Origin of the sequence: Streptomyces olivoverticillatus, from assembly GCF_014203555.1 — a bacterium.
GTDB lineage: Bacteria > Actinomycetota > Actinomycetes > Streptomycetales > Streptomycetaceae > Streptomyces > Streptomyces olivoverticillatus.
Genome location: NZ_JACHJH010000002.1, coordinates 896188 through 910689 on the forward strand (window position 1 = coordinate 896188; position 14502 = coordinate 910689).

A 14502-nucleotide genomic window follows, 5' to 3' on the forward strand; every position below is an offset into this window, starting at 1 on the left:
GGCTGTGAACGATACGGTCTTGCCGATTGCCGACGACTACGTTGAGGTGAAGAAGAGATGCCGCTGAGCCCCGAGGACGTGCGGAACAAGCAGTTCACGACCGTCCGCCTCCGAGAAGGCTATGACGAGGACGAGGTCGATGCCTTCCTCGACGAGGTCGAGGCCGAACTGACCCGCCTGCTCCGGGAGAACGAGGACCTGCGCGCCAAGCTGGCCGCCGCCACGCGCGCCGCCGCGCAGAACCAGCAGCAGAACATGCGGAAGCCGGAGCCCCAGGACGGGCGGCCCGGTGCTCCCGTGCCCGCCGCCATATCCGGCCCGCAGCCGGTGCCGCCGAACCAGCAGCAGATGGGGGGTCCGCCGCAGCTTCCGGGCGGTGCCCCGCAGCTGCCGGCCGGACCAGGCGGACACGGCCACGGTCCCCAGGGCCCGCACGGTCCCGGCCCGATGGGACAGAACGGTCCGATGGGTGGCCCGATGGGCGGACCCATGGGACAGAACGGACCGATGGGGCAGAACCCCATGGGGCAGAACGGCCCGATGGGCCAGAACCCCATGGGGCAGAACGGCCCCATGGGCGGCCCGCAGCTGCCGCAGCCGGGGCAGGGCCCCGGTGGTGACAGCGCTGCCCGAGTCCTTTCGCTCGCACAGCAGACCGCCGACCAGGCGATCGCGGAGGCCCGTTCCGAGGCCAACAAGATCGTCGGCGAGGCGCGCAGCCGTGCCGAGGGTCTGGAGCGGGACGCCCGTGCCAAGGCGGACGCCCTGGAGCGGGACGCGCAGGAGAAGCACCGCGTGGCGATGGGCTCGCTGGAGTCCGCGCGCGCCACGCTGGAGCGCAAGGTCGAGGACCTGCGCGGCTTCGAGCGCGAGTACCGCACGCGGCTGAAGTCCTACCTGGAGAGCCAGCTGCGTCAGCTGGAGAACCAGGCGGACGACTCGCTGGCCCCGCCGCGCACCCCGGCGACCGCGTCGCTGCCGCCGGCCCCCTCGATGAGCGGGTCGATGGCCTCGGCCGGTGCGGGCATGGGGGGTCACTCCATGGGCGGCAACCAGACCATGGGCGGCCACGGCGGTCCGTCGGCGCCGTCCTACGGCGGTCAGCAGCAGATGTCGCCGGCGATGACCCAGCCGATGGCACCGGTGCGGCCGCAGGCGCCGCAGCCGATGCAGCAGGCGCCTTCGCCGATGCGCGGTTTCCTCATCGACGAGGACGACAACTGACGGACGGTTTTCCACCGTCGGTACATGGGCCGGGCCCCTGGGATTCCCCAGGGGCCCGGCCCATTTGCTTCCCCCATCAGCCTTGGGTAAGCGAAAGCCCCGGCGCGGAGCGCCGGGGCTGATGCCTTGTGCCTTACGTGTTACGCCTTGCGGAGGCGGAAGGTGAGGGCGAGACCCTCGTCCTCGAACGGCTCGCCGAACGTGTCGTCACCCTCGCCGGTCGCGAAGTCCGTCGCGAGGACCTCGTCCGCGATGAGCCCCGCGTGCTCGGTGAGCGCGGTGAGCGTCTCCTCGTTCGCCGAGTGCCAGCGCAGGGCAATCCGGTCGGCCACGTCCAGGCCGCTGTTCTTGCGCGCCTCCTGGATCAGCCGGATCGCGTCGCGGGCCAGGCCCGCCCGGCGCAGCTCCGGAGTGATCTCGAGGTCCAGCGCGACGGTCGCGCCCGAGTCCGAGGCCACCGACCAGCCTTCGCGCGGCGTCTCCGTGATGATCACCTCATCGGCGGCGAGCGGAACCGTCTCGCCGTCGACGACCACCGAGGCCGTGCCCTCGCGCAGGGCCAGCGACAGCGCCGCCGCGTCGGCCGCGGCGACCGCCTTGGCCACCGCCTGCACGCCCTTGCCGAACCGCTTGCCGAGCGCACGGAAGTTGGCCTTCGCCGTGGTGTCGACGAGCGAGCCGCCGACCTCCGACAGCGAGGCCAGCGAGGAGACGTTCAGCTCCTCCGCGATCTGCGCCCGCAGCTCCGCGCCCAGCGTCTCGAAGCCGGCGGCCGCGACCAGCGCGCGCGAGAGCGGCTGGCGGGTCTTGACGCCGGACTCGGCGCGCGTCGCGCGGCCCAGCTCGACCAGGCGCCGGACCAGCAGCATCTGCCGGGACAGCTCCGGGTCGACGAGCGAGGTGTCCGCCACCGGCCACGTCGCCAGGTGCACCGACTCCGGGGCCTCGGGGGCGACCGGGACGACGAGGTCCTGCCAGACCCGCTCGGTGATGAACGGGACCAGAGGGGCCATCAGCCGGGTGACCGTCTCGATGACCTCGTGCAGCGTGCGCAGCGCGGACGCGTCGCCCTGCCAGAACCGGCGGCGCGAACGGCGCACGTACCAGTTGGACAGGTCGTCGACGAAGGCGGACAGCAGCTTGCCCGCGCGCTGGGTGTCGTAGGCCTCCATGGCCTGCGTGACCTGGTCGGTCAGTGCGTTCAGCTCGCCGAGCAGCCAGCGGTCCAGCAGCGGCCGGTCGGCCGGGGCCGGGTCGGCGGCGCTGGGCGCCCAGCCGGTCGTACGGGCGTAGAGCGCCTGGAAGGCGACCGTGTTCCAGTACGTCAGCAGGGTCTTGCGCACGACCTCCTGGATCGTGCCGTGGCCCACGCGGCGCGCGGCCCATGGCGAGCCGCCGGCCGCCATGAACCAGCGGACGGCGTCGGCGCCGTGCTCGTCCATCAGGGGGATCGGCTGGAGGATGTTGCCCAGGTGCTTGGACATCTTCCGGCCGTCCTCGGCCAGGATGTGGCCCAGGCAGACGACGTTCTCGTACGACGACTTGTCGAAGACGAGCGTGCCGACGGCCATCAGGGTGTAGAACCAGCCGCGGGTCTGGTCGATGGCCTCGGAGATGAACTGCGCCGGGTAGCGCCGCTCGAAGACGTCCTTGTTCTTGTACGGGTAGCCCCACTGGGCGAAGGGCATCGAGCCGGAGTCGTACCAGGCGTCGATCACCTCGGGCACCCGGACGGCCGTGTGGCCGCAGCCCTCGGCGGTGCAGCCGAAGGTGACGTCGTCGATGAACGGGCGGTGCGGGTCGAGGGCGCTCTGGTCGGTGCCGGTCAGCTCGGAGAGCTCGGCCAGCGAGCCGACGCAGGTGAGGTGGTCCTCTTCGCAGCGCCAGATCGGCAGCGGGGTGCCCCAGTAGCGGTTGCGGGAGAGCGCCCAGTCGATGTTGTTGTTCAGCCAGTCGCCGAAGCGGCCGTGCTTGACCGAATCGGGGTACCAGTTGGTCTTCTCGTTCTCTTCGAGCAGCCGGTCCTTGACCGCGGTCGTCCGGATGTACCAGGACGGCTGGGCGTAGTACAGCAGCGCGGTGTGGCAGCGCCAGCAGTGCGGGTAGCTGTGCTCGTACGCGATGTGCTTGAAGAGCAGGCCGCGCTCGGACAGGTCGGCGACGAGCTTCTCGTCGGCCTTCTTGAAGAAGAGGCCGCCGACGAGGTCCACGTCCTCCTCGAAGGTGCCGTCCGGGCGGACGGGGTTGACCACGGGCAGGCCGTAGGCGCGGCAGGTCTTGAGGTCGTCCTCACCGAAGGCGGGTGCCTGGTGGACCAGACCCGTGCCGTCCTCGGTGGTGACGTACTCGGCGTTGACGACGTAGTGGGCGTTCTCCACCTCGACCAGGTCGAACGGGCGGCGGTACGTCCAGCGCTCCATCTCGCGGCCGGTGAAGGACTGGCCGGTGGCCGTCCAGCCCTCGCCCAGCGCCTTCTCCAGCAGCGGCTCGGCGACGACCAGCCGCTCGTTGCCGTCGGTGGCGACGACGTACGTGACGTCGGGGTGGGCGGCGGCCGCGACGTTGGAGACCAGGGTCCACGGGGTGGTCGTCCACACCAGCAGCGAGGCCTCGCCCGCCAGCGGGCCGGAGGTCAGCGGGAAGCGGACGAAGACGGAGGGGTCGACGACCGTCTCGTAGCCCTGGGCCAGCTCGTGGTCGGACAGGCCGGTGCCGCAGCGGGGGCACCAGGGGGCCACGCGGTGGTCCTGGACCAGCAGGCCCTTGCCGAAGATCTCCTTGAGCGACCACCAGACGGACTGGATGTACTCCGGGTCCATCGTGCGGTAGGCGCCGTCGAGGTCCGTCCAGTAGCCCATGCGGGTGGTGAGCTCGGCGAACGCGTCGGTGTGCCGGGTCACGGACTCGCGGCACTTCGCGTTGAACTCGGCGATGCCGTACCGCTCGATGTCCTGCTTGCCGGAGAAGCCCAGCTCCTTCTCGACGGCGAGCTCGACCGGGAGGCCGTGGCAGTCCCAGCCGGCCTTGCGGCCGACGTGGTAGCCCTGCATCGTGCGGAAGCGCGGGAAGACGTCCTTGAAGACGCGGGCCTCGATGTGGTGGGCGCCGGGCATGCCGTTGGCCGTGGGCGGGCCCTCGTAGAAGACCCACTCGGGGCGGCCCTCGGACTGCTCGACGGAGCGGGCGAAGACCTTCTGCTCACGCCAGAACTCGAGCACGGCGTGCTCCAGGGCGGGCAGGTCGACCTGTGCGGGGACCTGGCGGTACTGCGGCTGCGGGCTGCTCATCAGGGGCTACCTCCGGCGGGACGTCGTGCGCTGTCCGTCGGAGGGACGAGAGCGCTTGCGCCGACTCCCGCGGTACCACCCTCCTTGGCCGCAGGCATGCATCGCCTCCGGCCCCCTCATTAGGGTCGCGATACCGGTTCTACTGACCCCGAGGGGCGTTCTTCCGGCGGCTCCGGGCTGATCTTCGCGCCGCGCACACCCCCGGGCTCGCACCGTCCCCGGGTCGCTCATGGCTGCGTGCGGAGCTACTCGTCCCTTCCACACCTTTCGCTGCGCCCAGTGTACGGGGCACAGCCGGTACCGGCCGACCGGATAAAGGGTCCGGGTTACAGGGCCGGAGGCGGGGCACAACGGATGAGACCGGCGTGCCCCGTTGCCGCGTGCCCTGAGCCGATTTATCGTTCCCGCACGATTCGCGCGCAAGATCATAAAATGTGAAGGGATCGCGGCCATGGTGGCGAAGAAGTCCACGACCGCTGCCAAGGCGCCTGCGAAGAAGTCCGCCACGGCGGCGGCAGCCGGCAAGACAGCCGCCGGTAAGACAGCGGCCAAGAAGGCACCGGCGGCGAAGAAAGCACCGGCCAAGAAGGCGCCGGCCAAGAAGGCACCGCCGGCCAAGAAGGCGGCCGCCACCAAGGCCGCCCCGGCCAAGAAGACCGCAGCCAAGACCGCCGCCAAGACCACGGCCAAGACGGCCCCTACCAAGAAGGCGCCCGGCAAGAAGGCCGTATCGGCCAAGAAAGCGCCGGAGGCGAAACATACCGCTCCGGTGAAGAAGACTGCCTCTGCGAAGAGGGCCGCACCCACGAAAACGGCCGATCCCTCGGAGAGCGCCGCACCAGCCAAGAAGACCGCACCAGCCAATAACCCCGCACCGGCCAGGACGCCGGTGCGCGCTGAGGAGACGGGAGCCCGGACGGTGGCTGCGAAGAAGACCATGGGTGAGGCACAGGCCGCGAAGAAGGTGCCGGGGGCCCGGACCGGGCCCGCCGGGGCCGGGGGGCTCGCCGTACGGCCGGGGGAGGAGCCCTGGTCGCCCGCCGAGGTCGCCGACGCCCGCAACGGGCTGCAGAGCGAGGTGCTGCGGCTGCGCGGGGAGATCCAGACCGCAGAGGAGGCGATCAGCGGTCTGATGCGCGACTCCGGCGACGGGGCGGGCGACGACCAGGCGGACACCGGCACCAAGAACATCACCCGTGAACACGAGCTGGCGCTGGCCGCCAATGCGCGCGAGATGCTGCTGCAGACCGAGCGTGCCCTCGACCGGTTGGCCGCGGGCACCTACGGTCTCTGCGAGAACTGCGGCAAACCGATCGGCAAGGCCCGTATGCAGGCATTTCCCCGGGCGACGCTGTGCGTGGAGTGCAAGCAGCGGCAGGAACGCCGCTGAACCGAGGCGCGCCGGTTGCCGTACCCTCGTCCTCAGTCAGGCAGAGCCTGATGCGGGACGACGTCGAGGGACTCACGTGACAGAGGCGGAACAGGCCGGACGCCCGGCCGGGGTGACGACGACGGCCGACGGGAAGAGCGCGCCCCGGGGCAGGCGGCGCATCGCGGCGCTGCTCCTGGTGGCCGCCTTCGCCTACCTCGTCGACCTCGGCAGCAAGCTCGCCGTGGTGGCCCGGCTGGAGCACCATGACCCGATCCAGGTGGTCGGCACCTGGCTGCAGCTGGAGGTCATCCGCAACCGCGGCGCGGCCTTCGGCATCGGCGAGGCGATGACGATCGTCTTCACCGTCATCGCCACCGCCGTGATCGTCGCCATCGCCCGGATCGCCCGCAAGCTCTACAGCCTGCCCTGGGCGATCGCGCTCGGCCTGCTGCTCGGCGGCGCCTTCGGCAACCTCACCGACCGGCTCTTTCGCTCGCCCGGCGGGTTCGAGGGCGGCGTGGTGGACTTCATCGCCGTCCCGCACTTCGCGGTGTTCAACCTCGCCGACTCCGCAATCGTCTGCGGCGGCTTCCTGATCGTCATCCTCTCCTTCCGCGGCCTGGACCCGGACGGCACGGTCCACCAGGACTGAGGGCCGGGGCCCGCGCGTACGGGCCCGTCGTCGCAGTCCGTCATACTCGACGGGTGAGCACCATTCCCGAGATCCGCGCCCTGCACGTTCCCGACGGCCTGGAGGGCGAGCGCGTCGACGCCGCGATCGCCCGTATGTTCGGCTTCTCCCGCACCAAGGCGGCCGAGCTGGCGGCCGCGGGCAAGGTCCAGCTGGACGGGGCCGAGGCCGGGAAATCCGACCGGGTCACCGGCGGGGCCTGGCTCGAGGTCGAGATGCCCGCGCCGCCCGCGCCGGTGCAGATCGTCGCCGAGCACGTCGAGGGCATGGAGATCGTCCACGACGACGAGGACATCGTCGTGATCGTCAAGCCGGTCGGCGTCGCCGCCCACCCCAGCCCCGGCTGGACGGGCACCACCGTCATCGGCGGCCTCGCCGCCGCCGGGTACCGCATCTCCACCTCGGGCGCCTCCGAGCGCCAGGGCATCGTGCACCGGCTGGACGTCGGCACCTCCGGGCTGATGGTCGTCGCCAAGTCCGAGCGCGCCTACACCCTGCTCAAGCAGCAGTTCCGCGAGCGCACGGTCGACAAGCGTTACCACGCGCTGGTCCAGGGCCACCCCGACCCGATGAGCGGCACCATCGACGCCCCCATCGGCCGCCACCCCAACCACGACTACAAGTGGGCGGTGACCGCCGAGGGCAAGCCGTCCGTCACCCACTACGACCTCATCGAGGCGTTCCGGGCCGCCAGCCTCCTCGACATCAAGCTGGAGACCGGCCGCACGCACCAGATCCGGGTCCACATGGCCGCCCACCGCCACCCGTGCGCCGGCGACATCACCTACGGCGCCGACCCGACGCTCGCCAAGCGGCTCAAGCTCACCCGCCAGTGGCTGCACGCCGTGCGGCTGGGCTTCGAGCACCCCGAGGACGGGCGCTGGGTGGAGTTCGAGAGCGCCTACCCCGACGACCTCCAGTACGCGCTGGACACGGTGCGGGCCGAGAGCTCGTAAGGCGGACCAAGGGCCCGTAGGGCAGGCTGGGGCCTGAACGACCGTTGCCCCACCCGGCCCGGAGGGCGCCGTGGACCAGCTGGCCCTGCTGTTCGTGCTCCTTCTCGGGGCGCTCGTCACGGTGCCGCTGGGTGACCGGACGGGGCTGCCGCCCCCGGTGCTGATGACGCTGGGCGGGATCGTCCTCGCCCTGCTCCCGTTCGTCCCGAGCGTTAACATCCCGCCGGAGTTCATCCTGCCGATGGTGCTGCCGCCGCTGCTCTACGCATCGGCGCAGCGCACCTCCTGGCGGCAGTTCCACGCCAACCGGCGGCCGATCTTCCTGCTGGCGGTCGCCCTCGTGTTCGTGACGACCGCGGCCGTCGCCGCCGTCGCCCACGCGATCGTGCCGGGCATCTCGCTCGCCGCGGCCGTGGTGCTGGGCGCGCTCGTCGCCCCGCCCGACCCCGTCGCCGCCACCGCCGTCGCGGGCTCCGTGGGGCTGCCGCGCCGCCTGGTCTCCATCCTGGAGGGCGAGGGGCTCTTCAACGACGTGACGGCCATCGTGCTCTACCACGTGGCCGTCGCGGCAGCCGTCAGCGGCAGCTTCTCGCTGCCCAAGGCGTTCGCCGAGCTGGTGCTCTCCGCCGTGGTGGCCGTCGCGGTCGGCCTCGCGCTCGGCTGGGCCGCCAAACGGCTGATGCACGTCCTGGGCGACCCCACACTCCAGATCGGGCTCACCCTGCTGGTGCCGTTCGTGTCCTACGTCCTTGCCGAGGAGTTCAAGGGCTCCGGGGTGCTCGCGGTGCTGACCACCGCGCTCTTCCTCGCCGAGTACGCCACCGACGCCGACGACGTCCTGGGCCGGCTGGCGAACCACACCTTCTGGGAGATCGTCGACACCCTCGTCACCGGCGTCGCCTTCGGCCTCGTCGGCCTGGAACTGCACAACGCCCTCGGTACCGCCTCCGGCCGCTGGGGCGAGATGCTGGGCATCGGCGGCATCGTCGTCGCGGTCGTGGTGGGCGTACGGCTGGTGTGGCTGCTGCCCGCCGCCCAGCTCGCGAGGAAGCTGCACAAGCGCCGGGACGTGGACGAGGAGATCCTGACCAGCTGGCGCGAGACCGTGGTGATGTGGTGGTCCGGGATGCGCGGCGTGGCCTCCGTGGCGCTCGCCCTGGCCATCCCTCTGCGCACCAGCAGCGGGGTGCGCTTCCCCGCCCGCGACGAGATCCTCTTCATCGCCTTCGCCGTGATCATCTCCACCCTCGTCGTCCAGGGCCTGACCCTGGCCTGGCTGGTCAAGTGGCTGAGGGTGCGCGTCGACATCGACGCGACCCGGGAGGCGGAGCGGGAGCTGGCGGTCCGCGCGGCGAAGGCGGCCCGGCACCGCCTGCTGGAGATCCTGGAACAGGAGGACCTCCCCGAGGACCTGATGGAGATGCTGGGCCGGCGCGCCTACGACATGGGCGCCAGGATCAGCCCCGACATGGTCGACGAGGAGCGCCGCGATGCGCACGCGCAGCGCGTGGAGCGGTTGCAGACGCTCCAGCGGCTGCAGGGGGAGCTGCTGTCGGCGGCGCGGCACGAGGTGCTGGCGGCGCGCAGCGAGCCGGGGGTGGACCCCGAGGCGGTGGACAGGGTGCTGCGGCACATGGACGAGCGGACCCTGCGCGGCGGCTGAGCCCCTACGACGTCCCCGGCCCCGGCCCGATGTCCCCGGAGGTCGGCGTGGCCTGGCGGCGGTCCGGGACCTCCTCCAGCCCCGGCGCGGGCGCGGTGTTCACCCGCGGCAGCGCGTACGGATGCTCGCGCCGCAGCCACGCCACGAGGGCCTCCCGCACCACGCAGCGCAGCGTCCAGACGTCGTCGGCGTCCTTCGCCGTCACCAGTGCCCGCACCTGGATGGTGGTCGGGGTGGTGTCGGTGACCACCAGGCTCCAGGCCCGGCCGTCCCACGCCGGGGACTCCTTGAGCACCTCGTGCAGCCGCTCGCGCATCAGGTCGATGGGGGCCGCGTGGTCGAGGTGGAAGAAGACCGTGCCGGTCATCCGGGGATCGCCCCGCGACCAGTTCTCGAACGGGCGTCCGGTGAAGTAGGAGACCGGCATGGTGATGCGCCGCTCGTCCCACGTGGTCACCACCAGATAGGTGAGCGTGATCTCCTCGACCTTCCCCCACTCGCCGCCCACCACCACCGTGTCGCCGATGCGCACCATGTCGCCGAAGGCGATCTGCAGCCCGGCGAAGATGTTGCCCAGCGTCGACTGCGCGGCCACACCGGCCACGATGCCGATCACACCGGCCGAGGCCAGCACCGAGGCGCCCACGGCCTTCATCTCGGGGAACGTCAGCAGCATCGCCGCCACCGCCACCACGCACACCACGGCGGTCACGACCCGCTGGATCAGCGTCACCTGCGTCCGCACCCGGCGCACCCGCGCCTGGTCCTGGGCCGCCGCGGCGTAGCGGGCGTAGCCGGACTCCACCACGGCCGCCGCCACCCGCACCACCAGCCAGGCGCACGCACCGATGAGCACCAGGGTCAGCACCTGCGCCACCGCGGCCTCGTGCTTCTTCGACAGCTGCGCCGAGGGGTAGCCGGCGCGCAGCAGCGCCGCGCACAGCACCAGGCGCAGGGGTATCCGGCAGCGGCCCAGCAGGCCCCACAGCGGCGTCTCGGGGCGGCGGGCGTCGATCCGGCGCACGATCTGGTCGGCGGCCCAGCCGACCAGAAGGGTGACGATCACGGCCGCGCCCAGGACCGCGAGCGGGCGCAGCACGTCTTCCAGGTGCATTCCGGCTCCTTCCGGCGGCATGACGGCCTTCGTCCGTGGCCCGGTCCGGTGGGCACCCCTTCCGACCGTAGCTGGCACGATGAGTGGCGGCACGCGATCCAGCTGTAAGGAAGTGACCCCAGTGGCGTCCCCTACCACGATTGTTCTGTTTCATTCGGCCTACGGACCCAGGCCCGCGGTGCACGCGGCCGCCGAGCGGCTGCGGGAGGCCGGGTACGAGGTGCACGTACCGGACCTCTACGACGGGCGGACGGCCGAGACCGTCGAGGAGGGCATGGCGATCAAGGACGAGATCGGCCGGGACGAGCTGCTGCGCCGCGCGGTGACCGCCGTCGCGCCGCTGTCCGAGCGGGGGCTGGTCTACGCGGGCTTCTCGCTCGGCGGCTCCATTGCGCAGAACCTGGCGCTGGGCGACGACCGGGCGCGGGGCCTGCTGCTCCTGCACGGTACGTCCGACCTGCCCGACGACGCGGCGGTGGACGAGCTGCCGGTGCAGCTGCACGTCGCCGACCCGGACCCGTTCGAGCCGCACGACTGGCTGAACGCGTGGTACCTGCGGATGCAGCGGGCCGGGGCGGACGTGGAGGTCCACCGCTACCGGGGGGCGGGGCACCTCTTCACCGATCCGGACCTGCCGGACTACGACGAGGAGGCGGCGGAGGCCGCGTGGCGGGTGGCGCTCGGGTTCCTGGCGGACGTCAGCGGCGAGTGACGGCTTTGCGCATCAACGTGCCGGACGGGCCGATGCCGGCCCGTCCGGCGTCCGGGGTCACTTCACCGGCGCGTTGACGCGCTCCACCCGCTGCGACCCCGACAGGGTCCGGTACGAGCGGGCCCACGAGGCCGTCGCCTTCGGGTCCTTCTTGTCCGACAGGGCGTAGTAGTCCATCTGCGCCCGCTCGGCCGTCACGTCCAGCACGCCGTAGCCGTGCGCGTCCATGTCGATCCACTTCGCGTGCCGGTTCGCGGCCCTGACGGCCGCCACCGCGGCGAGGGAGACCGTGTGCTGCGGGACGTGCAGCGTGTCGTCGAGGTTGTCCGCGGTCACCGACGTGACCACGAACTCGGCGGCCACCGAAGGCGAGTGGGGGTAGGTCGCGGCCTCCAGCGGCACATCGTTGGCCCAGGCCATGTGGATGTCGCCGGTGAGGAAGACCGTGTTGCGGATGGCGTGGTCCGAGAGGTGGCCGAGCAGCTCGCGCCGGTCGTGGGTGTAGCCGTCCCAGTCGTCGGTTTCGGCGGCGATGCCGCCCGCGGGGAGCCCCAAGAGCTTGGTGAGCGGCTCCAGGATGTGGGCGGGCAGGGCGCCGAAGGCGAACGGCGAGATCATCACGGAGTTGCCGACCAGCCGCCAGGTGGTGTCGGAGGCCGACAGCCCCTCCTTGAGCCAGTCGAGCTGCGCACGGCCGGTGATGGTGCGGTCCGGGTCGTCCACCGAGCCGTTGCCGGCCTTCACCTGCTGCGAGCGGAACGATCTGAGGTCCATCAGGTGCAGGTCGGCGAGCTTGCCGAAGCGCAGCCGCCGGTAGGTGGTGCCCTCGATCGAGGGGCGCACCGGCATCCACTCGAAGTACGCCTGCTTCGCGGCGGCCATCCGGTCCGCCCAGTCGCCCTCCACGCCGGGCGTGTGGTTCTCGGCGCCGCCCGACCAGGAGTCGTTGGCGAACTCGTGGTCGTCCCAGATGGCGACGAAGGGGTGCGCGTGGTGCACGGCCTGGAGGTCGGGGTCCGTCTTGTACGTGCCGTGCCGGGTCCGGTAGTCGGCCAGCGTGATGATCTCGTGCTCGGGGGAGTGCTTGCGCACCCCGTACTTGAGGGCCGGGTACTCGCCGGACTTGTACTCGTAGATGTAGTCGCCGAGATGGAACACCGCGTCCAGGTCGCGGCGGGCGGCGAGGTGGCGGTAGGCGGAGAACCAGCCGGACTCCCAGTTGGCGCAGGAGACCACGCCGAAGCGCAGGCCCGCGGTGGCGGCGTCGTGCGCGGGAGCGGTGCGGGTGCGGCCCGTCGGCGAGTGGACGGCGTCGTTGCCGCGGGCCACGGTGAAGCGGAAGAAGTAGCCGGTGGCCGGGCGCAGTCCGCGCACGTCGGCCTTGACGGTGTGGTCGGCGGCGGCCGTCGCCGTGGCCGTGCCGTGTGCGACGACCCGGGCGAAGTCCGCGTCCTCGGCCACCTGCCAGCCGACCTCGACGGCTCCTCCGCGCCCGGAGCCCGGGACGGCGTCCGGGGTGGGCGTGACGCGGGTCCACAGCAGGATGCCGTCGGGCAGCGGGTCGCCGGAGGCGACGCCGTGCAGGAAGGCCGGGCCGGAAGAGGCGCCCGAACCCTCGGCGGACGCTGCGGACAGGGGCAGCAGGGCTGCGGCGGTCACGGTGGCGGCGGCCGTGACGGCGGTGCGGCGGGATATGTCGTGTGAGGTCACGGGCCACGACCTTACTGCCCGGTAAAACGCGGCAGTAAGGTCGTGCACCGGCCGTCCCCAAGTGTTCGCCGACGGTTCGGTGTTACTTCTTCTTGAGCGCCTCGTCGACCAGCCCGCCGAACTGGTCCGGCGTCACGATCGCCTTGTTCGGGCCCAGGCTCAGCACCTTGCCGTCGAGCTTGAAGCCCGGGGTGCCGGTGATGTCCTTGCCCTGGCCGACGACCTTGTCGAAGGCGTCGGACATGGCCATCGCCCACTTGTCGAAGGTGCCGTCCTCGACGTCCTTCTTGAACTTCGCGTTGCCCTTGAGCGCCGGGACCTCCTGCGCGATGTCGAGCAGCTTCGCGTCGTCCGAGAAGGCGTCGTCGTCTTCCTTGGGGTGGTTCTTCTCGGAGTAGAGCGCCTTCTTGTAGTCGAGGAAGGCGTCCGTGCTCACGTTGAGCGCCGCGCCCAGCGCGCTGAGCGCGTTGCGCGAGCCCGACCCCTTGATCATCGGGTTGCGGTCCAGGAAGGCGCCCATCCGGAACTCGGCCTTGTACTTGCCGTTCTTGAGGTCCCCCCGGATCGTCTCGCCGGTGTTCTGCTCGAACTGCGAGCAGATGGGGCAGCGCATGTCCTCGAACACCTCCAGGGTGTCCTTGGCGTCCTTCTTGCCGATCAGGACGGTGGTGCCCTTGTCCCCGGTGGTGTTGGCGGGCTGGGTGAAGGTCGTCTTCTTGGCCGCGGCCTCCCAGTCCTCGCTGCTGACCTTGGAGTTCTTGCTGCCGTTGGTGGCGTTCGTGACGGCCACGCCGATGCCCGCGGCGGCCGCCAGCACGGCGACGATGCCGACGCCGACCAGGAGCCGGCGCTTGGTCTTGTCCTTCTTCGCCTGCCGCTCGCGCTCGGCGCGCAGCCGCTCGCGGGCGGCCTGCTTGTTCTGCTGCTGGTTCCGGTTGCTCATGGTGTCGACTCCGCGGTGATGAAGGTACGGACGGTGGACCGGAGTGGTGCTGTGCGCTCAGGCGGTTGCCGGGCACAGCGGCGGTCCCCGTCGTACGACGGAGTGGACGAGCAGCGGAAGGGCCGGGGCCGGGAAGGTGTCACGTGCGCGCCGTACGCGCGGCGCACCGGGGTCGGCAGCCGCGCCGAGCGCGGCGACGGCCGGCAGCAGCGGCCGGAAGGCGAAGGAGGCCACCGCGCGCAGCAGCCTGGCCAGCGCCACCTCGCCGCGGCGCAGCCAGGCGGCGGCCAGCAGGCCGACGGCGATGTGCGCGGCCAGCAGCAGCCAGGGGGCGGCGGACTGGGCGGCCAGGCCGTCCGGCAGGGGGCCGGAGCCGCTCTGGGCCGCCATCCGGGCCAGCGGGCCGCCCAACTGGCCCCGGTTGCAGACCAGATCGACGCCCATCGAGTGCAGCGGCCCGGCCACCGGCCCGCCCGCCTGTCCGTAACAGGCGTGCTGGCCGGTGGTGAAGACGGTGTCCGCCGCCAGCTCCAGCGGGATCAGCAGGGCGGCGATGGGGCCGTAGCCGCGCTCCTCGCCGGCCAGCGCGTAGGCGATCGCGAAGAACGCGGCGGCCAGTGCGGCCACCGTCGGCAGCGGCAGCGGCATCCGGGAGAGCAGGACGTGGGAGGCCGAGGACAAGGTGACGCAGAGCGCGGTGAACAATGCCGCGCGCATCGCCCTGAAACGAACAGCCGTCCCCTCCATGACGCCGAAGTGTGCCACGGCCGCCGGTAAGCGGCGTGTCAAGATTCGGCATCGATGGGGGGACGCTCCGACTCCCCCGCGCC

Annotated in this window: 11 protein-coding genes; 6 read left to right on the forward strand and 5 right to left on the reverse strand. The window is 71.6% G+C overall.

Annotated elements, in window-relative coordinates:
• Nucleotides 1-57 precede the first annotated feature (57 nt).
• A complete protein-coding gene (locus tag FHS39_RS09440) occupies nt 58-1224 on the forward strand; it encodes a DivIVA domain-containing protein (RefSeq protein WP_184348268.1) in 1167 nt (388 codons plus the stop codon).
• A 140-nt stretch (nt 1225-1364) separates the two neighbouring features.
• Here FHS39_RS09440 and ileS read toward each other — a convergent pair whose 3' ends face one another.
• Complete coding sequence (ileS, locus tag FHS39_RS09445) at nt 1365-4511, reverse strand: isoleucine--tRNA ligase (protein ID WP_184348270.1); 3147 nt, start codon at nt 4509-4511, stop codon at nt 1365-1367.
• 451 nt (nt 4512-4962) lie between these two features.
• On the opposite strand from ileS, the gene FHS39_RS09450 reads away from it, so the two are divergent.
• From FHS39_RS09450 to FHS39_RS09465, 4 genes are all read left to right on the forward strand, one after another.
• Complete coding sequence (locus tag FHS39_RS09450; protein ID WP_184348272.1) at nt 4963-5901, forward strand: TraR/DksA family transcriptional regulator; 939 nt, start codon at nt 4963-4965, stop codon at nt 5899-5901.
• Nucleotides 5902-5977: 76 nt separating this feature from the next.
• Nucleotides 5978-6535: a signal peptidase II gene (gene lspA / locus FHS39_RS09455; RefSeq protein ID WP_184348274.1), complete on the forward strand. Its 558-nt coding sequence runs from the start codon at nt 5978-5980 to the stop codon at nt 6533-6535.
• A gap of 53 nt (nt 6536-6588) precedes the next feature.
• Complete coding sequence (locus FHS39_RS09460; RefSeq protein WP_184348276.1) at nt 6589-7530, forward strand: RluA family pseudouridine synthase; 942 nt, start codon at nt 6589-6591, stop codon at nt 7528-7530.
• Nucleotides 7531-7600: 70 nt separating this feature from the next.
• On the forward strand, nt 7601-9193 hold the full coding sequence (locus FHS39_RS09465; protein ID WP_184348278.1) for a Na+/H+ antiporter: 1593 nt from the start codon (nt 7601-7603) through the stop codon (nt 9191-9193).
• A gap of 4 nt (nt 9194-9197) precedes the next feature.
• Here the strand turns inward: FHS39_RS09465 and FHS39_RS09470 are convergent, their stop codons facing one another.
• Nucleotides 9198-10301, reverse strand: a complete 1104-nt coding sequence (locus FHS39_RS09470; protein WP_184348835.1) for a mechanosensitive ion channel family protein — start codon at nt 10299-10301, stop codon at nt 9198-9200.
• A gap of 85 nt (nt 10302-10386) precedes the next feature.
• Here FHS39_RS09470 and FHS39_RS09475 point away from each other — a divergent pair, with 85 nt between their 5' ends.
• The gene (locus tag FHS39_RS09475; RefSeq protein WP_184348280.1) at nt 10387-11019 is read left to right on the forward strand and encodes a dienelactone hydrolase family protein; all 633 of its coding nucleotides are present in this window, start codon (nt 10387-10389) and stop codon (nt 11017-11019) included.
• A gap of 57 nt (nt 11020-11076) precedes the next feature.
• On the opposite strand, the gene FHS39_RS09480 is transcribed toward FHS39_RS09475, so the two are convergent.
• From FHS39_RS09480 to FHS39_RS09490, 3 genes are all read right to left on the reverse strand, one after another.
• Nucleotides 11077-12729, reverse strand: coding sequence for an alkaline phosphatase D family protein (locus FHS39_RS09480; RefSeq protein WP_184348282.1), 1653 nt, complete (start codon nt 12727-12729; stop codon nt 11077-11079).
• Nucleotides 12730-12811: 82 nt separating this feature from the next.
• Complete coding sequence (locus tag FHS39_RS09485) at nt 12812-13672, reverse strand: thioredoxin domain-containing protein (protein ID WP_184348284.1); 861 nt, start codon at nt 13670-13672, stop codon at nt 12812-12814.
• A 57-nt stretch (nt 13673-13729) separates the two neighbouring features.
• Nucleotides 13730-14419 (reverse strand): hypothetical protein, encoded by a 690-nt coding sequence (locus tag FHS39_RS09490; RefSeq protein ID WP_184348287.1) that lies wholly within the window; start codon nt 14417-14419, stop codon nt 13730-13732.
• Nucleotides 14420-14502: the final 83 nt, after the last annotated feature.

Coding starts and splice junctions, on each gene's coding strand:
- FHS39_RS09440 (WP_184348268.1), top strand. CDS start 58: ATGCCGCTGAGCCCCGAGGACGTGCGGAACAAGCAGTTCACGACCGTC.
- ileS (WP_184348270.1), bottom strand. CDS start 4,511: ATGAGCAGCCCGCAGCCGCAGTACCGCCAGGTCCCCGCACAGGTCGAC.
- FHS39_RS09450 (WP_184348272.1), top strand. CDS start 4,963: ATGGTGGCGAAGAAGTCCACGACCGCTGCCAAGGCGCCTGCGAAGAAG.
- FHS39_RS09475 (WP_184348280.1), top strand. CDS start 10,387: ATGAGTGGCGGCACGCGATCCAGCTGTAAGGAAGTGACCCCAGTGGCG.
- FHS39_RS09485 (WP_184348284.1), bottom strand. CDS start 13,672: ATGAGCAACCGGAACCAGCAGCAGAACAAGCAGGCCGCCCGCGAGCGG.
- FHS39_RS09490 (WP_184348287.1), bottom strand. CDS start 14,419: ATGGAGGGGACGGCTGTTCGTTTCAGGGCGATGCGCGCGGCATTGTTC.